The sequence below is a fragment of the Flavobacterium beibuense genome (assembly GCF_004151245.1).
Lineage (GTDB): Bacteria > Bacteroidota > Bacteroidia > Flavobacteriales > Flavobacteriaceae > Flavobacterium > Flavobacterium beibuense_A.
The window spans coordinates 201,797-220,912 of sequence record NZ_JUIW01000002.1 but is presented as its reverse complement, the minus strand read 5'-3'; the positions used below and the strand labels follow the sequence as shown (position 1 = coordinate 220,912).

Here is a 19,116-nt window from a genome sequence, read left to right as displayed (position 1 = left end):
GATAAAGGCTCTGTTGTCTGAATATGAAACAGACAACAGAGCCTTTAGTTTTTTAGTTAAGTTTAAAAGAACAAAAACTTAAATACACAACACAAACTAAAAGTATAAGTAATGCGCCTTGTTGTGAACCAGAAATCTGTCCGGCTGTTCCCATTAGTGGTGGTATTATAGCTCCTCCTGCAACACCGGTTATCATAAGACCGGATATTTCATTAGTCTTATTTGGATTTATTTTTATTGCAATAGTATAAATCACTGCAAAAATACTGGAAGAGCCAAACGCAATAATACAAACAAATAACAGTATTAAAGATTGACTATTTACAATAAAGAGACTTATTAGTGCCAAAAGCACTAATAACATATTAAACCTAAAAAATGTCCTTTCAGGTAATTTAGTTAATAGTAAAACACCGCAAAACGTTCCTATAGTCCTGGCAGCAAAATACCAGCTTGATCCATATGAGGCTTCTTCTTTTATTAATCCTATTCGCTCCATTAATAGCTTAGGCGTTACAATGTTCATGCCTACATCTAGACCCACTATGCATAAAATACCTATAAAAGCAAGCATAATTCTGGTATCTTTTAGCAGAGAAAGCGTTTCAATAAGACCTGAAACATTATTTTCACTGCGACTCTCTTTAATTCTTGTAAAAAATAACCAAAGCATTACTATTAATGTAATTGCACTATATATATAAAAACTCTTTTCCCAAGAGGCATATTTCAATGAAAAATAGCCTACAATTATTGGTCCTAAAAAAGATGAAACAGCTTTTATAAACTGCCCTAAAGTCACATAACTACCTAATTTATTTGGGTTTACAACATTTGCCAGCAAAAGGTTAAGGGAAACCTGTAAAAAAGTATTGCCTATTCCTAATAATACAAATGTTATGTAACAGGTAATCTCATTGAACTGAATTACCGGAATTAATGTAGCTGCAAAGGTTATTATAAACCCGGTTAAAACAATTTTTTTCTGCCCATGCTTATCCATTGCAATAGCGGCAGGTATTGAGAGTATAAAAAACCATAAAAAAACCAGTGATGGTAAAAACCCTGCCTGAGACTCGCTCCATTGAAACTGTGATTGGGCATAAGTAACCGAAATACCCACCAAGTCACAAAATCCCATTATAAAGAATCCAAATAATATTGGAAAAAGCTTAAGTGATGATAACTCTTTTTGCATCAAAAAATATTATAAAATTATTGTGACCATTTTTCAGAATGTGATTTTCCTACCTTTAATTTTAAGGTTCCTCCATTTGCTATTTGCTGTAATGGTATAGAAAGCTGGTTTAAAGGTGCGCCATTTAAATCAGCATCCTGCAGATATATGTTTTCTTTAGAATTATTAGTAACATCTATAACAAATTTGTTCCTGTTTAATTCTTTTGGAAGTTTTATAGTCACTTTATCAAACAGAGGACTCCCTATCTGGAATGACGGATTTACATCGGTAAGGCCTTTTACATCAAAAAGACCTATAGACGACATTACATACCAGGCTCCTAATTGTCCCTGATCTTCATCCTGCCCGTAACCATACCCGTGTACACCTTCTGTTCCATAAAACTCATCACAAATCGCATGAACCCATTTTTGAGTTAAATACGGTTTGCCTGAAAAATTAAAAAGCCATGAAATGTGAAGGTTAGGCTGGTTACCGTGATTATATAATGCAGAAAGTCCTGCAAAAGCATCTATTGTTGTTCCTCCTCCAAAAATGTTTTTTTGTGATGATTCAAATATATTATTAAGCCTTTCGTTAAAAGTATCTTTTCCTAACGTCTGTACTAGCTCCTTTACTGCATGAGGCACGTAAAAGGTGTATTGCCAAGCATTACCCTCCTGAAAACCTCTCCAGGGCTGTAAAGGATCAAAATTATCAACAAATTTTCCCTCAGCATTTTTAGGTCTTATAAATTTAGTTTCGTTATCATATAAAAGCTTCCAGCCATTAGATAAACCCATTAGTTTGTTATAATCGTCGTTTTTACCTAAAGCCTTGGCAAACTGAGCTACTGCATAGGCACTGTAAGAGTACTCCAGTGTGTGTGATGCCGAAAAGCCAGAACCATTAGCATAAGTATTGAAGCCGACATCATCTAACTGCGGAACATAACCTAACTCTATAAACTGTTTCACATCCATTTTGCCGGCTCCTTCAATACGGTTCTGCCATCCAAGCTCATTTTTCAAAGCTGCAGCATAAGCTGTTTCAATATCAAAACTCCTTATTCCTGAATTATAAGCCGATGCTATTGCTAAACCTGTAAAGTTTGTTCCAACTCCTGACACATATTTACTGCTTGCAATACCATCTCCTAGCCATCCTGCATCCTTATATACTAATAGTTGTCCCTGTACCCAATCGGCATAATATTCAGGATATGCAAGTGCCCAAAGTTGGGTAAGATTCCAAAAACCACCCCAAATAGCATCTGTATTATAATAATTATAAAGAGGTTTTCCTTTAGCATCAAGCGGTATTTGTCCTACTTGTCCATTATTCATCGGATAAGCACCATTTACATCACTACCTACTCCCCTGCCTAATAAAGCATGGTAAAGCCCTGTGTAAAACTTAATTTTATCCTTCTCATTTTTACCTTCTACTGTAATCCTGCCAAGCTGTTCATTCCATACTTTTAGGTTTTGCTTTTTAGCTTTATCAAAACCAAGTTTTTTTGCTTCCGATTCCAGGTTGTTTCGTGCATTGTCAATTGAAGTAAGGGACAAACCTATTTTCACGGTTACAGTTTCATTCTCCTGTGTATCAAACACAAGGTAAACTCCAGCACCTTCACCACTCGTAGTTTTTACACCCTGTTTAATATCATTATGATTAAACACTCCAAAATCTTTAAATTTCTTATCTACAACGGCACTAAAATACATGCGCACATCGGCTCCGGCCTGATATTTTTTCACATATTCAGGTGTAGTAATAACATAGCCTTCAATTCTGCCGTCAGCTGTCAAGGTTACCTTGGCTTCTTTTACGGCACCGCTTTCACCCTGCCTGTTACCAATGTCAAAAATAATATTAGACTGTCCTGATTTTGGGAAGGTATATCGCTGAAAACCTACGCGTTTTGTAGCTGTTAATTCTGCTTTTACATTATAATCTTTTAATAGTACAGAATAATACCCTGAAGTGGCATACTCATCCTTCCTGTCAAATCGGGAACGGTAACCTGCATCAGGATTTTCTAAGGGACCGGGCACTGTTTGCAGTTGCCCTACAGATGGAGCCACAACAATACCACCTATCTGAAATTCATGAAGGCATGCAAATCCTTCTATAGATGTATCCCTGTCATCATAACCTGTAGCTTCCCATCCTTGGGCATTACCTAAATGTGCATTAGTAGATGGGCCAAGTTTTGCCATACCAAAAGGAGCGGAAGCCGGGGTATAGAAAAACCAGCGGCTGTGTGCCGTACCTATATTTGGGTCTACATAATCGGAAAGTTTTTCCCTTTTTTCCTGACCAAATACTGTTATAAAACTGATTAAAGCTATAGATATACTTAAAGTTTTATTTATCATAATTAAAATATTAATACAGGTTTATTAGTTACTGTTGCTCTCCTTTAAGAATGGCAATCCTTCCATACATCTCTACTAAACCTGCCTGTTGAAGCAACCATTTATCCCTCCCCGGATTTTGGCCTGCCCAATCTTCATAAAAAAGATCATATTCGTTACGTGCATTGCTCCATGCATAGTCTGCATTTTGTATAAATACATTTACATAACTTTGTGCCGTTTGGTCATACTGTAACAAATCAAGATATCCTCTAAAAAGACATACATTAAACCACGAATCATTAGCCGGGAAAAACAGCTTTGAATTTACAGTTCTTGTAAAATGAGTGTAAGTAGATGCTGCTATAGTCCTTGCTCTGTCAAGATAAACCTCTTCTCCTGTTATTTCATATAAAAGGACATTATTAGTAATCATAGCACCGCTATTATAAGTCCATTTTGTCGTGTTCACAAAATTATTGCTTACTCTTATATCATTCCAAAAAAGATTATCAACCGGATCCTGAATATACTCATTAAGCCAGTTATATAATCTCATTGCAAACTGAAGGTATTGTTCCTCATCAGTATGTTCATAAAGCCTTAGCAGATATGTTACCGAAAATGCTGTAGAACTTACAGCTTTCATGCATAGTTCACTTTCCGGATTATTCCTGTTTTGCTCGCTCCAATATAATCCTCCTCCTGTAAGATTATCTTCTCCGGTAAGACTGAATTGTGCAATTTCCTTAGCACGATTAAGATATGCCGTATTGTTTGTAATCTCATAGTTTTCAATCAAATCAATGGCAATAATAGCATTATCATCATAAAAGCGGTCATCCTGGCTGTATTGTACAGGAAAGGCAGCATAAGCCGACGGTGTACGCTGGGTATCATAATAGCCTTCAAGAGCTACATAAGAGTGATTAAGCTCAGGGTCATCAAAGCCTAATGCTACTAGCTGATTTACTCCTGAAAGAAGACCATCTAAAGACCATAAGTAAGAGCATTCTCTATCTCCTGATTGCACAGGGAAGTTTTCACGATAATAGCCTGTACTGTTAATCTTGTAATATTGCTGGATAAGATCAAATGTCTGCTTAGCTTTTTCACTATAAGTTATTGTCTCTTCCGGTTCAGTGTTCCCACCGCTAATAAGACCTGTATCTTCGTTCTCCTGGCAGGATATCTGTAAAGAGGCAAAAAACACAAAGCAGGTTATATATAGATATTTCATAATTATATTTTTAGTATACTGTAATAGAGTGTTTATAATCTTGTGATGGCGACATATCAATAATTACATCTGCAGTTTTGTCTTCAGAGCCTACAGGCAGTTTATACATACCTGTCCAGTCTTGGTTTTGACCCGGACTAGGTATATCTGCAAGATTATAGATATTGTAATATTCTTCAGGTTCAGATGTACCGTCCGGCTGTACATTAAAGGCTGTAAGACCAGGAATGTTAGATCCGTTCATAGCATCATTATGATAGCTGCCCCATATTTCCAGTCCATTATTTGTTGTTACCCAAAAACGGTAACGTTCCTCCGGGTAACCCCAGTCATGAAAATAAGGTAATGCAATGCCGGAAACAGAGAATTTATGATTTCCTTCATAAACTAAATCTCCCAAATTATATTGCCAGGTTCTTATCATTTGAATATTTTGTATTTCGGTATACGAAATAGTTAACAGGTTAAAGTCTATCACTATCCTATATGCATTTCCGGTACCTGTAACTGGTATATCGGCCTCACCATCTGCTTCAATAAGTTTGTTATTTACACCAAGCTGATAATAAGTCCTGTCATCAGCTAATGAATTACAAAGCTTAATATTCCCGTCATTAAGCGATGCTATTATTTCAAACGTACCATCAGCAATCATTTTGCATTGCATAGCTGTATCAAAACTATCAGCCTCAAAACCATCACCATATATAAATAATGTTGTTGGTATATCACTAATTCCTGCAGGGCGCTTAAGCTTTAACACATTTACCTGCTCAGTCACCTTACTCTCGCCTCCCTGAGAAGCAATTACCGTCCATTTAACCTCACCTTCAGAGTCTACTCCTATACCTGCATCTCGTGCAATCGACACAAGTTGGCCTGAGGTTAGGGAAAGGTAATTTTGACTGCCTCCTCCGGCAGATCGAATACGGAAGAAAGGGTTTGAAAAATCGCCGGAAGGGATATCAAAAACCACTTCATAAAGGACTACACCTCCATATTTAGATTCAGAAGCAGTCCACTCAAAAACAGTTGGTGCCGTATTTTCAAGATCAATTGCAATATAATGATTGTCTACTGGTGTTATAAGCTCTGTAGGAGCTTCAAATCCAACCTGCAATGCATAATCATCATCGCCGCACGATGCAAAAAGGAACATCGTTACAAGACTAAGTAAACTATAATAAATATTTCTCATAATTTTCGATTTTTACCAATTAGGATTTTGTGAAATATTAGAATTTAAATCGCGTTCCGCCTGTGGCACGGGCCATAAATAGTGCTTTGCAGGATCAAATATCCTATTTTCCACTCTTACATAGCCATCGTCAACAGCATCTTCATCTGTTTTCATACCATGCACCCATCCGTTAAGTTTTTCTTCCGCATTTCCCCAACGTCTTAGATCCATAAGTCTTAATCCTTCCATAGCTAGTTCAGATCTTCGCTCACGTCTTATAATTTCAATAAGAGCTGATCCAGATACGGCAGGGTAATCAAGAGCATTGTCATTTGTAAAACCTGCACGTACACGTAATTTACGTATAGTCATATCCCATTCATTTTGAGTAAATTGTCCTAATTCTGCTTTAGCCTCTGCGTACATAAGGAGTATGTCTGCATAGCGTATAAGAATTAAATTAGATCCGGAGTTAACCAGGTTACGGGCTGTTTTATCATAAAACTTAGCAACATAATAACCTGTTGGTGTTGAATTTGAAGCATAGTGAATTGCATCCGGACCTGTACCTAAAGCAGTTTGAATGGTGGTGAAAGTTCCGTCAGGATTTTCAAGTTGTGATTCATGCCTTATAATTGTTGCATCCAGTCTCGGATCTCTGTTACTATAAGGATCAAGTTCATTGTATGAAGGATCTGCTATGGTATTTCCATTAAGCATGATGTAATCATCTACAAGCTCCTGTGTTGGAGATATTGCCGCAAAACCACCTAAAGATGGAGGAATAAGGAAATATTGTATGTTATGCTCTCTGTTAAGAGGCATAAATTCTACATTAAGTAATACTTCTATATTATCCTTATTTTCAGGCTTAAACAAGCCAGAATAGCTGTTAAATAAATCTATGTTACCTGCTTCACCGTTTATTATATCTTCACAAACAGCACTCACTTCATTCCAGCGCTCTTCACAAAGCAGTACTCGTGCTTTAAGCCCCATAGCAGCACCTTTTGTAATGCGTCCTTTATCGGTATCAGGATAAGAGGTAGGCAGCCCCATCGATTCATCAAGTTCATCCAGTATAAACTGTAATACCTGCTGTTTTGGTGACCTGAATATAGTCATAGATTCCTCTATACTAATTTGTTGTGTAACAAGCGGCACATCACCAAAATTGTTCATTAGTATAAAGTAGTGATAGGCTCTTATTACTCTGGCTTCTGCTCTGTAACGTTCTTTAAGCTCATTACTAAGTCCCGCCACATTTTCAATATTATCAAGAAGTATATTACAACGCCTTATACCCGCAAATCGTGCATTCCATACTTCTCTTACTAACGGTGCGGATGCATCATAACTACCATTTGCAATATCTCTTACTAACGATCCGTTATTACTTCTTGTATACGAATTGTCTGATAAAGATTCATTAAATATAAACTGTTCAGCTCCATAAAGATCCGGATAGCAGCTATTAAGGGCAGCCAATGCATCTTCGGGCTTATCCCAGAATGTGATATCCGACTCCCTGTCTACAAGCGGGGTATCTAAACTTTCGCAGCCTGTTATCATCGTGATAAATAAGGCTATGATCAGATAATTTCTCATTTGTAATTTTTTTAAAAGTTAACATTTAGTCCTACTGCCCATACTTTGGTTACCGGATATACCCTTCCGCTACTGGCATCTCCTGAATTAATTTCAGGATCGTAACCGGCTTTAAGTTTAGTAAGTGTTAGCAGGTTTTGGCCAGTTATATAAGCCCTAAGCCTGTTTATTCCTATTTGTTGTGTAATTTCTTTTGGAATTGTAAAACCTAACTGTAAATTTTTAAGCCTTGCATAAGCGGCATTTTGTATCCAAAAGTCAGATCTGGCAGCATTATTTGCTGATTCTGCACCTACAGTAAGACGTGGATATGAAGCATCAGGGTTTGCCGGTGTCCAGCGGTCAATATGATAATCCATCACCGGGCCTTCGTTGTTGTTATGGAATGCTTCTACGCCTTCCCCACGTATCCACATGCTTCTCTTTCCTACTCCTTGTATAAAGAAGCTAAAGTCAAGCCCTTTCCATTGAGCGCTATAAGTAAAACCATAATTATATCTTGGAAAAGGGTTTCCTAATATAAAGCGGTCGTCTTCCTCTCTTATCACTCCGTCTCCATTCCTGTCTACATATCTTAAATCTCCGGGTTTGGCACCTGCTGCATTAAAGTTTTGCTGAGGTCCATTAGCCACTTCTTCTGCATTTTGATAAATACCGTCAGTCATTAAGCCATAGTATGAATTAATAGGAAACCCTTCCTTAAGTATCGTTACTACATCAGTACCTCCTATCAGCGTCCTGCCACCATCATCAGTAACCTCATTCACATTATCTGCAAGATTAGCCGTAATGGAATGACTTACTTTTCCTGTATCAAAACGATAATTTACAGCTATCTCGTAACCTGAGTTATTGATAGATCCTACATTTTGTACCGGAGAACCTGTGCCGTAAATTCCCGGAACCGGCAAATTACTAACCAATACATTTTTAGAGTCTTTACTGTATACATCAAAAGTAAAGTTCAGCCTGTTATTAAAAAATCCGGCATCAATACCAAAATCAAGTGTTTCACTCGTTTCCCAACTAATGTCGCGGTTAGCTACACTAAAATATGCTCCATTAGCTAAATTATCATTAAATGAATAAGCCTGGGTATTTACTGTAATGGTACTTAAGTATTGGTAAAGTCCGATGTCCTGATTACCTACCTGCCCCCATGAAGCTCTTAATTTAAGGTTACTTAGAAATCCTGCTGTAGCCTGCATAAAGTTCTCCTGCGATATACGCCATCCTGCAGAGAAGGAAGGGAATACTCCCCAACGATTATCTGAAGCAAAACGTGAAGAGCCATCGGCACGCAAATTACCTTCAAAAAGGTATTTATCTTTATAAGAATAGTTAAGTCTTCCGAAATAAGATTGAATGCTCCATTCTTCAGCACTACCATAAGTATTGCTCTCATCTGTAACAGTACCGTTTGTTAAAACTCCAAACTCATTACCCGGAATTCCTATTTTTCTTGCCTGAAACCATCTTCTTTCACTACTTTCCTGCGATAGTCCCAACAAGCCAATAAAAGAATGGTTTTCACCTATATTCTTTGTATAGTTAAGAGTTACTGTTGAATTAAGCAAAACCGTTTTATCAAAACGATCCATAACAGAACTTTCCAAATCTCCACCTCCTAAATAAGGTGCATAATCTATAGATTTCCTAAATTCATGGGTATTATTATCTGAAACATTTGCTCCAAAAAAGCCTTTAAGCTTAAGATCTTTTACAATGCTCCATTCTGCACTAAGGCTTCCTGAAAAATTATCTATTTCATAAGTTCTCATCCCTCCGTTAGTAAGTCTTGCAAGTGCATTAGAATTACTACCACTTGGTAATGTAAAGTTACCTTCTTCATCTCTTATGTTATAAATTACCGGCATTCTGGTAGCCTGTTCTATTAGCCAATTTGTCCAGTAGGCGTGTTCATTTACAGTAGAGCCATTATAAAATCCTGTCGCTACAATGTTTAGATTATCAAATAGTTTTGAACTTATATTTAACCTTGCGTTATTTCGTTTTAATCCATAATCGTCATTACCTTCAAAAAGGCTCCTTTGATTTAAGTGTCCTACAGATAAATGATAAGTAGTTCTATCTCCTCCACCCTGTACAGCAATATTGTGTGATTCCTGAGGGGCTGACTTCCTGTATAATTCTTCCAGCCATATAGTACCTTTACCTAATGATCTGAATTCATTGATCTCCTGAGGAGAATATCTTGCAGGCAGGCCTGAATTAACTAATGCTTCATTTCGCAATTCGGCATACTCCCATGCCTGAGCATATTTTGGCATGTTGGTTGCTTCCTGAAAACCGTATAAATAATCGTAAGAAATACTTGTTTTCCCTGCTTTACCTTTTTTAGTCGTAATTAATATAACCCCGTTAGCCGCCCTTGAACCATATATGGCTGTAGATGACGCATCTTTAAGTACTGAAACTGTCTCTATATCATTGGGGTTAATATTATCTATACTTCCTATAAGACCATCAATAAGCACCAGAGGATATGTATTTGACTGAAAAGTACCTATACCTCGAATGTTAATTACCGAACCCTGACCCGGCTCATTACTGCCCTGCTGTATTACAAGCCCTGGAGTTGTACCCTGTAAAGCCTGTGCAGCGCTTGTTACGGGTCGGTTCTCAAAAACATCTGAATCAACTGTACTGATGGCCGATGTTATACTGTTCCTTTTTTGGGTAGCATACCCTACAATAACAACCTCCTGTAAAGAGTTTATTTCTTCCTTAAGTACAAAATCTATTGTATTTCTTCCATTTACCTGCTGTTCCTGAGTCGCATAACCTATAAAGGATACAACAAGTACTGCATCATCTGGTGCTTTTATGGTATAAACTCCATTTAAATCACTCACGACAGCATTAGTAGTGCCTTTTACAGCTACTGTTGCTCCAATAACAGTTTCGTTAGTTGTAGAATCTGATATAACACCGGTAATGGTGGTTTGCGCATACATACCTGTGTTAAAAATTAAGGCAATGAGTATGGCAAGTTTTAATCCGGTTCGTTTTTCGATCCGGGAAAACAGTCTGCTTTTTTCGTGTTTTCTCATAATTTCATACTTATGTGTTAGTTGTTTATCGGTAAGGGTATGATTATTTTACAAAAGCTTTTACCAGCAGTACAGGTATATCGCTTAAATTTTTAATTGTGTAACTCTGTGCCGCAGCAGGTACTACAAATGTTTCGGCATAATTAAAAATCTGTGAAACACCATTTTGTGTAGTAATTTCTATTTTTGAGCCTTCCACTAACATCCATACATGACATTTGTTGTTAGTGTTTATTGTAACCTCGTGTGTGATATTATAGCGGTAAACATCATAAAAATGATCCTTATGTGTAGGCAAATGCTCTATTGTATAACTATCATGTTGTTCTATAACATATGGTTTGGATATCAGTTCTTTTTCAACCGTATCACCGCTTCTGTTAAAGTTGACATTTGCCATTCCCCTGTCAATATTTATAGGACGTGGTTTACCATCCAAATCAAGACGAAGCCAGTCATACATCTTAAATGTGAAGATATAGGGTGCGCTACTTATTTCAAGTACCATATTATTACTGCCCGAAGCATGTATGGTTCCGTGCGGAATTAAGAAAAGGTCATGTTTGTTTGCCTCGAATTTTTGGATATATCTGTCTACATCCAACTCTATTGATTTTTCCTGACTGTATTTTAATGCCTGTTCAAAATCCAGAGGTTCAACACCATCTTTAAATCCTAAATAAACTTCGGCATCATCTTTACAGTCAAGAATATAATAAGTCTCATCCTGAGTAAATGGCATGCCGAATTCCTGTTTTATATATTGTGGAGAAGGGTGGCATTGAATTGATAAATTTCCTCCGTCAAAAGTATCCAGGAAATCAAATCGTATGGGGAAGTCATGTTTAAAGGTTTCGGCACAATCTCCAAGAATGTTTTTGTAGTTATTAAACATTATAGTGTCAAACGAAACTTCAAGAATAAAACCATCACTTTCAAGTAACAATCCGTTCTCAAGAACCATCAGCTCAAAAGACCATGCAAGATTTTCAACATTACTGTTAACGCCTTCAAGATGGTCTTTCATCCAACTGCCTCCCCAGGCACCCGGTTCAAACCAAGGTCTTGGCCTGAAAACATTAGATGCCATGGCAGTAAGTCCGGCTCTCAAGTCTTCTCCTTTCATAAAAAGAATAGTCTCCGGCCTTTGTCCGTCAATAATAATATCTATGTTAGGTAGTAAATGTTCTTTATGCTTATTAAGAACCACCCAATCAATAAAAAAGAACCTTTTGTAAGTGCTTTTGTTATCGGTAAGAACTTCCATTCCTAAATTACCTGCCCTTCCTGCCCTGGCTCTGAACTGAAGTTCATTTTTAGGAAGGTCTATATATAATATGGGAGCATCCCAACCTGTTAATGCGGCACCGGGCCCAACAACAATATTAATATCTACCGATGGGTCCTTAACTATCTTAGAAAGTTTGTCTTTATCAAACCAGTCTGATAATGTTTTGTCGGTAATCTTACCAAACAAAGGGTCATCACCACCCAGATAAGGCTCTAACATTCCATTAATCTCATCAGCCGGCTTCATAGCAGCATCAACATGAAACCATCTTGCACTTTTACCTATTTGAGCCAGTTCTCTATCTATAGATTTTATAATATCATCCCAAAATATCCCCTGATAGCCATCTATAACAACACTTGAAGATTGTGATATAAATTGAGCAAGATTTTCATAACCCGTTTTAATTTTACTTTTTCCAATATTAAAAGCCGGATAGGCATCATAGGCTATTTCACTACTTTCCTCTTTCTTTTCAGGTATTAAAAACTGTTCTGTTTTTCTTACTATTTTATTTTTTGATATTTCTTTTTCCTGCTTGTTTTTAACGTATGCTACAGCCCCAATTATTGCTGCCTTATCCCAAAGTTCACAAATTTTTACATCTAAACTATTCTCTAAATTCAGCTTACCTAAAAACTTATCCATAAATAAAGGCGCTGCCTTAGCTATACCACCTCCTAAAACTATTCGTTCGGGTTTAAATGAGTCTACCCAAGGCTTCATAAAATCTGCGAAATTCTCTGCAAATAAATCAAATAAACCAAGGGCTTTCAGATCATTCTCATTCGCCAGTTTGGCAATAGCCTCCACACTGGCAATATTTTCATTATTTATGTCATTCCACTGTTGAACAAACCAGCGTGTAGAGAAAAAGTCGTCAGCAATACCATCTTTAAAAGGAATATTATACAGATAGCCATTTGTAGGAACACCTTCCCCAACTCCATCCTGCATCTCCCCTTCTATAAGAAATGTGCTGCCAAAACCTGTACCCAGTGTCATGATTATACTTTTTGCACTGTTAATGGCTGCGCCGCTTACATATTCACCAATTGCAAAACTCTCCGCATCATTAATAAAATAAACAGGTGTCCCGCCAGCAATTTTTTGTAATTCCTGTTTAACATTAAGCCCAAATAAGGCTTCATATTTTTTAACACCGTAAATTTTAGAAATACCATTTTCATAATCGAAGGGTCCTGGCATGGCCACACCAACACCTGCTATACTTTCAAAATTGCTCACATTAGAGTTACTCATTACAATTGAAAAGAGTTCCTCGCAGCATTTAAAAAATTCTGAACATGAACTGTTAGAGTCATGAGCAGCCTTATGATAAGATTCTTTTATTAATTCTCCGGTTTTTGCATTTACCAATGCTCCGGAGATATGAGAACCACCTACATCGATACCTAAATAATAAAGTGACATATAATTTAATTTAAAAATACACATATGTACATATGTATGTACAATAACGTTATAGCAAATTAAAGAAAAGCATTTATGATAACAAAATAATAACTTAATTTTTGTTAAAAATTAATTACCTTTGTCTATATAAAAAGCAGAAAAAACAGCATAAAGTTTCTATTTATAAAGTTTAATGCTGATAATAATGATAATTTAAAAAATAAATAATTATTAAATAATTAACATAATAAATGAAGATATCATTAGATTATAATAGTCCAATACCATTACATATTCAAATTGAAGAACAAATTAGAGAGGCTATAAAAGCTGATGAATATCAAAACGGCGCTAAAATGCCAAATGAAGTTAGTTTGTCTAAACAATTAGGCATATCAAGAAGTACACTAAGACAATCTATTAACAAATTAGTTTATGAGGGATTACTAACTCGTAAAAAAGGGGTTGGTACTTTTGTCAAAAAAGCTGCAATAAGTTCTAAAGCACAAAACTGGTTAAGTTTTTCTCAGGAAATGAAAGCTTTAGGAATCATACCAAAAAATTATGAACTTCATGTTAGCTGGGTAAAAGCCAATAAAGAGCTTAGTCTGTTTTTTAATCTAGAAGAAAATGCAAGAATACTAAAGCTTGAACGCTTAAGAGGAAATACAGATATTCCGTTCGTATATTTTGTATCTTATTTTAATCCTCGTATAGGGTTAACCGGAAATGAAGACTTCTCTAAACCTCTTTATGATATTCTGGCTCATTATAATTCTATAGCTAAGCTATCTAAAGAAGAAATAAGTGCTGTAAAAGCTGATACTTTCTTCGCTAAAAAACTGGAAATACAGGAAGGAGACCCTATTCTTAGAAGAAAACGTTTTGTTTTCGACCCGGGAAACAGGCCCTTAGAGTGGAACGATGGTTATTACCGCGCTGATAGCTTTACCTACACACTGGAATTTGACCGTGAGGTTTGATTCAAAAAATAAAGGTTATTATTGTTAGTTAATTTAAAAAATTAATCTCCATAGAGAAATCTATAGTGTGACAGAGTCTCTGCTAACCTTTATTTAAATCTCAAAACTAAAACCTTTTTCTGTTAGTTTATCATATATTTTTTGATCAAACTCATACAATTTGGCGGCCCTATGAGAAACTTTCTTTTGTTTCTCATTCAATTCAACAAGTAACTTCATTTTAAGTATTTTTCTTCTGAAGTTGGATTTATCCATCTCAATACCTAAAATTTCTTCATATAAGCGCATTAGTTCCAAAAGCGTAAATTTATCGGGTAAAAGATTAAAACCTATCGGAGCCTGCCTTACGCGGTTACGCAGGCATTCTATACTGTAATCAAGTATGGCATTATGGTCATAAATAAGATTTGGTATTTCATTTATCTTATACCATTTTGCATCGGAAGCTGTAAAACCTGGCTGAATAGTATAATCATCACGCATTATTAATGCAAAATAACCTATGGTTATTACCCTGCCTAAAGGAAAACGATTTGGCTGACCAAACGCTTTCAACTGTTCCAAATAAACATTGTTAAGACCTGTCAGGTCAGCAAGAAGTCTTTGGGCAGCACTATCAATACTTTCCTTTTCTCTTATCCATCCCCCAGGTAAACCCCACTCCCCTTTACGTATACCAACACCATGTTGAACAAGAAGCACCTCAAGTCCATTTTTATTAAAACCAAATATTACACAGTCAATTGTAATGGAATTCATTACAGACTTTTGCGTGGTTTTTCCCGACTCTTTATTAATCTTTTTTTCCACTTTGCAAATCATTTAAGGTGTTATGACTGGTTATTTTAAGAGGCTTTACTTAAAATATAATCAGATTAATGATTAGTGTTTTTTATTTGGTCTATCATTGTTTTAACAGAAATGGCTGTTTCCGTCAAAGAATTGTAGTCTTTATTTGTAAGTATATTTTTAGTAATAAGTTTACTTCCTAACCCTATAGCAGATACACCGCTTTTAAACCATAAAGTAATATTATCTTGATTAGTTTCCACACCCCCTGTTACTATAAAATCAATAGTAGTAAAGAGAGGACGTATTGCCTCAACAAACCCCGGCCCCAATACATTTCCAGGAAATAGCTTTATAATTGTACAGCCAGCAGCTGCGGCAAGATGAATTTCCCTTGGCGTCATACATCCGGGAAAGTATGGAACTTTTGCTTTTACTGCTGCGTTATTAACTGATTCATCAAAAAAAGGACTTACCAAAAAATCTGCTCCAAGCTCAATAAATAAATTGGCTTCATCGGCATTGGTTACTGTACCAACACCAATAAGGAGGTCAGACATTGAACTATCACGCTCCTTTATTATAGCCTGCAGATTTTTTATTGCATTTTTTTCCCTGTTGGTAAACTCTATTATTGAAATATTTGCTTTAAATAAAGCTTTTGTAACTGCAATACAAACCTCGGTATCGTCATGATAAAACAAGGGAAGTATACCCTCACTTTTTATACGATTATGTATAATTTCTTTATCTCGCATTGCTTAAAATTCTTTTAATCTGCTCAACTGATTGATTTGTTGCATCTCCGGATTCAGCAAGTTTACCTACTGCTGCTGCTGCAGCAAAATTAATTATATCCTGAGAAGGAAGGTTATTACATATACCGTAAATAAGCCCTGCCATAAAACAATCACCACTCCCTACACTGTCAGTAACAGATATGTTTTCAAAAATATTTGAGGTGAAAAAAGTATCTTCTTTTTGCAATACGCCAAAATAAGACTCTTTTAACCTATAGGTAAGAGCAACTGTATGAACCTTTTGATACTTTTTCTGTATTCTTTCTATACTTATTACTGCCGCTTCGTTCAATTTCTCGTTAGAAACATTTTTACTTTCAGTAAGATGTGCCGGTATTCCTAAAAGACTCTCTACAGCCCAAATGTTTCCCATTATTACATTACAGTCACTAACTAAATCAGGCATTATTTTATCGGGCAACTCACCATACTTCCATAATTTGTTTCTGTAATTAAGGTCTACGGATATTGTTATACCTTTTGCAGATGCGACAGTGACAGCTTCTTTACAAATGAGGGCAATATTTTTATTAAGAGCAGGGCTAATGGCACTAAAATGAAACCATGTACAGTCTTCAAAAACTCTATCCCAATCAATAGTGCCGGGTGTTAATTGTGAAAAGGAGGAGAAATCCCTGTCATATACTACTCCATTATTTTTAACTTCAGTTCCATAAGGCAGATAATATATTCCCAACCTATTCCCCGAATAGAAAACTTCGTCAGTGTTAATTCCTCTGTGTCTGATCTGATTGCCTATATCCTTCCCAATATAATTATCCGGTAAGGCTGTCAGGTAATTTACAGGAATATCCCATAATGCCAATGCGGTTGCAACATTCAGTTCTGCCCCTCCTATATAATAAGGAATAGACGAATCAGAAACCCAATTTTCTTTTAAGGCAAAACGAAGCAATACTTCTCCAAAGCAGCATATCCTATGGTTTTGTAAAAGAGTAATTTCATCCAAATTTTTAGAATATTTTTATTAAGACAGCTATTTTAATTAAGTACAGCCTACTCTTCAAAAATAAAATATTTAAAACAGCTATACTTACAAGAGCTATCTAAACTTACGAATACGTTTTAGCTGAAATATTTGTAATAAATAACCTTTCTTGAATTTTAAAGGTAATATTGAATATTGAAAAAAGATTATAAACCAATATTTTATCTATGGATATTTTAGACTCTTTCTCCTTAAAGGATAAAGTTATAGTCGTAACAGGTGGAACCGGTGTTTTGGGCGAATCCTTTATAGAGGCAATTGCACAGGCCGGAGGAAAAATAGCCGTTTTGGGGCGTAATAAAGAAAAGGCTGATTCAAGAGTAAAACTGGCTGCTAAATATGGAGCAGAAGCTATTGCTGTAATAGCAGATGTGCTTGATGAAACAGATGTTATAAAGGCCAGAGATATTATATTAACTCACTTTGGAACAATTGATGGTTTGGTAAATGCTGCAGGAGGTAATATTCCTGGAGCAACTTTTGAACCAAATCAAAATCTTTTCGACTCAAAAGTGTCAGACACCATAAAAGCAATCGAACTGAACCTTTATGGTACTATAATACCAACGCACGTTTTTGGACAAATAATAGCGGAAAAAGGTAAAGGTGCAATTATAAATATTTCTTCTCTTGCTGCCAGTAGAGCTATTACCCGTGTTTTAGGTTATACTGTAGCAAAACATGGTATAGACGGCTATACCAAATGGATGGCTACAGAGCTCTCACTACGTTACGGTGATAAGGTGCGTGTTAATGCTATTGCCCCCGGCGTATTTCTTACTGAACAAAACCGTACTCTTTTAACGAATACAGATGGAAGCTTTACTTCCCGTGCAAAAAAATTTGCTGACAATACTCCTTATTCACGACTTGGTAATCCTAAAGAACTACAGGGCACCTTAGTGTATTTGTTAAGTGATGCTTCCGCCTTTGTTAATGGTGAAACAGTTTTTGTTGATGGCGGCTTTAATGCCTGGTGTGGCGTATAATTATGTTGATTTATGAATACTTATAAAAATAAACTTGAACAGACCTGGCGATGGTATGGACCTGATGATACCGTTAGCCTTCAGGATATAAAACAGGCTGGGGCCACAGGAATAGTGTCTGCCCTGCATCATGTTCCCCATGGTGAGATTTGGACTGTCGTAGAAATTCAAAAAAGAAAAAAACAAATTGAGGATGCAGGCTTAACCTGGTCTGTAGTAGAAAGTGTTCCTGTCCACGAAGCCATAAAAACACGTAGTAAAGATGCAAAAATATATCTGGAAAATTATAAAGCATCCCTAAAAAACCTGAGTACATGTGGCTTAAAAACTGTATGCTATAATTTTATGCCTGTGTTAGACTGGACTCGCACAAAACTCGACCTGGAACTCAAAAACGGAGCAAAAGCTCTTTACTTTGAATGGGCTTCAGTTGCTTACTTTGATATTTACCTTCTTAAACGAAAAGACGCTGAAAAAGACTATTCTGATGTTGTTTTAGAACAGGCAGAAAAAATAAAAGACACTATTAGTATACAAGAAAGTAACACTTTAAAAGAGATTATTCTTATGGGAGTACCCGGGGAAAGTAGTACTACCCTTGAGAGCTTACAGCAAAGTATAGAAATCTATCAGTCAATAGGTCATAAGGGATTAAGGGAAAATCTTGTTTTTTTCCTTAAATCAATTGCTGATGTTTGCAAAAAGGAAGGAATAAAGATGACAATTCATCCGGATGACCCTCCATACCCTATATTGGGACTGCCGAGAATTGTAAGCAATAAAGATGATTTTGAATATATAATTAATGAGGTCAAGGATGATTTTAATGGGGTATGTTTTTGCACCGGCTCGTTAGGGGCAGGTAGTCATAATGATATTCCTGAAATATTTGAAACCGTAAAACACAGGGTATATTTTATACATCTAAGAAATGTGAAAAAGGATAAGTTAGGTAATTTTTATGAAGCAAATCATTTAGATGGTGATGTCAATATGTATAAAATAATGAAAGCTATCCTAGAAGAAAATAATAACCGCTCTGTACCCATACCTTTCAGACCCGATCACGGACATCAGATACTAGATGACCTTAACAAAACATCACATCCGGGCTATTCTGCCATTGGCAGGTTAAAAGGGTTGGCAGAACTTCGAGGTCTAGAATTAGGGATTACCGGACAATAATATTAAAAT

The 19,116-nt window shown here is 36.2% G+C and carries 13 protein-coding genes; 3 read left to right on the top strand and 10 right to left on the bottom strand.

Annotated elements, in window-relative coordinates; genetic code table 11:
* Nucleotides 1-52: 52 nt before the first annotated feature.
* Genes NU09_RS03075 through NU09_RS03045 form a run of 7 tightly spaced genes read right to left on the bottom strand, consistent with a single transcriptional unit; the run spans nucleotide 53 to nucleotide 13,370 of the window.
* Nucleotides 53-1,198, bottom strand: a complete 1,146-nt coding sequence (locus NU09_RS03075; protein ID WP_129749788.1) for an MFS transporter — start codon at nucleotides 1,196-1,198, stop codon at nucleotides 53-55.
* A gap of 17 nt (nucleotides 1,199-1,215) precedes the next feature.
* Complete coding sequence (locus NU09_RS03070) at nucleotides 1,216-3,564, bottom strand: GH92 family glycosyl hydrolase (protein WP_129749787.1); 2,349 nt, start codon at nucleotides 3,562-3,564, stop codon at nucleotides 1,216-1,218.
* A gap of 28 nt (nucleotides 3,565-3,592) precedes the next feature.
* On the bottom strand, nucleotides 3,593-4,783 hold the full coding sequence (locus NU09_RS03065; RefSeq protein WP_129749786.1) for a glycoside hydrolase family 76 protein: 1,191 nt from the start codon (nucleotides 4,781-4,783) through the stop codon (nucleotides 3,593-3,595).
* 10 nt (nucleotides 4,784-4,793) lie between these two features.
* The gene (locus NU09_RS03060; RefSeq protein WP_129749785.1) at nucleotides 4,794-5,981 is read right to left on the bottom strand and encodes a SusE domain-containing protein; all 1,188 of its coding nucleotides are present in this window, start codon (nucleotides 5,979-5,981) and stop codon (nucleotides 4,794-4,796) included.
* A 12-nt stretch (nucleotides 5,982-5,993) separates the two neighbouring features.
* Nucleotides 5,994-7,571 carry a RagB/SusD family nutrient uptake outer membrane protein gene (locus NU09_RS03055; protein ID WP_129749784.1) on the bottom strand — a complete coding sequence of 526 codons (1,578 nt, stop codon included), beginning with the start codon at nucleotides 7,569-7,571 and terminating at the stop codon, nucleotides 5,994-5,996.
* A gap of 11 nt (nucleotides 7,572-7,582) precedes the next feature.
* Nucleotides 7,583-10,645, bottom strand: a complete 3,063-nt coding sequence (locus NU09_RS03050) for a SusC/RagA family TonB-linked outer membrane protein (RefSeq protein WP_207209747.1) — start codon at nucleotides 10,643-10,645, stop codon at nucleotides 7,583-7,585.
* A 43-nt stretch (nucleotides 10,646-10,688) separates the two neighbouring features.
* On the bottom strand, nucleotides 10,689-13,370 hold the full coding sequence (locus NU09_RS03045; protein ID WP_129749783.1) for an ROK family protein: 2,682 nt from the start codon (nucleotides 13,368-13,370) through the stop codon (nucleotides 10,689-10,691).
* A gap of 233 nt (nucleotides 13,371-13,603) precedes the next feature.
* Between NU09_RS03045 and NU09_RS03040 the strand changes: the two genes are divergently transcribed.
* A complete protein-coding gene (locus NU09_RS03040; RefSeq protein WP_129749782.1) occupies nucleotides 13,604-14,335 on the top strand; it encodes a GntR family transcriptional regulator in 732 nt (243 codons plus the stop codon).
* 93 nt (nucleotides 14,336-14,428) lie between these two features.
* Here the strand turns inward: NU09_RS03040 and NU09_RS03035 are convergent, their stop codons facing one another.
* The 3 genes from NU09_RS03035 to NU09_RS03025 form a co-directional block, all read right to left on the bottom strand.
* Nucleotides 14,429-15,094, bottom strand: coding sequence for an NrtR DNA-binding winged helix domain-containing protein (locus NU09_RS03035; RefSeq protein ID WP_410501050.1), 666 nt, complete (start codon nucleotides 15,092-15,094; stop codon nucleotides 14,429-14,431).
* Nucleotides 15,095-15,210: 116 nt separating this feature from the next.
* Entirely contained in the window at nucleotides 15,211-15,882 is a 672-nt protein-coding gene (locus tag NU09_RS03030) for a bifunctional 4-hydroxy-2-oxoglutarate aldolase/2-dehydro-3-deoxy-phosphogluconate aldolase (RefSeq protein ID WP_129749780.1), read from the bottom strand.
* The gene (locus NU09_RS03025; RefSeq protein ID WP_242501814.1) at nucleotides 15,872-16,894 is read right to left on the bottom strand and encodes a sugar kinase; all 1,023 of its coding nucleotides are present in this window, start codon (nucleotides 16,892-16,894) and stop codon (nucleotides 15,872-15,874) included. Before NU09_RS03025 ends, NU09_RS03030 begins: the two co-directional genes overlap by 11 nt.
* 206 nt (nucleotides 16,895-17,100) lie before the next feature.
* Here NU09_RS03025 and NU09_RS03020 point away from each other — a divergent pair, with 206 nt between their 5' ends.
* Both NU09_RS03020 and uxuA read left to right on the top strand, forming a co-directional pair.
* Complete coding sequence (locus tag NU09_RS03020; RefSeq protein WP_129749779.1) at nucleotides 17,101-17,922, top strand: SDR family oxidoreductase; 822 nt, start codon at nucleotides 17,101-17,103, stop codon at nucleotides 17,920-17,922.
* A gap of 12 nt (nucleotides 17,923-17,934) precedes the next feature.
* The gene (gene uxuA, locus NU09_RS03015; RefSeq protein WP_129749778.1) at nucleotides 17,935-19,107 is read left to right on the top strand and encodes a mannonate dehydratase; all 1,173 of its coding nucleotides are present in this window, start codon (nucleotides 17,935-17,937) and stop codon (nucleotides 19,105-19,107) included.
* Nucleotides 19,108-19,116 lie beyond the last annotated feature (9 nt).

Bases quoted from the DNA above. Each gene is read 5' to 3' on its own strand.
- NU09_RS03075 (WP_129749788.1), bottom strand. From the start codon at position 1,198: ATGCAAAAAGAGTTATCATCACTTAAGCTTTTTCCAATATTATTTGGA.
- NU09_RS03070 (WP_129749787.1), bottom strand. From the start codon at position 3,564: ATGATAAATAAAACTTTAAGTATATCTATAGCTTTAATCAGTTTTATA.
- NU09_RS03065 (WP_129749786.1), bottom strand. From the start codon at position 4,783: ATGAAATATCTATATATAACCTGCTTTGTGTTTTTTGCCTCTTTACAG.
- NU09_RS03060 (WP_129749785.1), bottom strand. From the start codon at position 5,981: ATGAGAAATATTTATTATAGTTTACTTAGTCTTGTAACGATGTTCCTT.
- NU09_RS03055 (WP_129749784.1), bottom strand. From the start codon at position 7,571: ATGAGAAATTATCTGATCATAGCCTTATTTATCACGATGATAACAGGC.
- NU09_RS03050 (WP_207209747.1), bottom strand. From the start codon at position 10,645: ATGAGAAAACACGAAAAAAGCAGACTGTTTTCCCGGATCGAAAAACGA.
- NU09_RS03045 (WP_129749783.1), bottom strand. From the start codon at position 13,370: ATGTCACTTTATTATTTAGGTATCGATGTAGGTGGTTCTCATATCTCC.
- NU09_RS03040 (WP_129749782.1), top strand. From the start codon at position 13,604: ATGAAGATATCATTAGATTATAATAGTCCAATACCATTACATATTCAA.
- NU09_RS03035 (WP_410501050.1), bottom strand. From the start codon at position 15,094: ATGAATTCCATTACAATTGACTGTGTAATATTTGGTTTTAATAAAAAT.
- NU09_RS03030 (WP_129749780.1), bottom strand. From the start codon at position 15,882: ATGCGAGATAAAGAAATTATACATAATCGTATAAAAAGTGAGGGTATA.
- NU09_RS03020 (WP_129749779.1), top strand. From the start codon at position 17,101: ATGGATATTTTAGACTCTTTCTCCTTAAAGGATAAAGTTATAGTCGTA.
- uxuA (WP_129749778.1), top strand. From the start codon at position 17,935: ATGAATACTTATAAAAATAAACTTGAACAGACCTGGCGATGGTATGGA.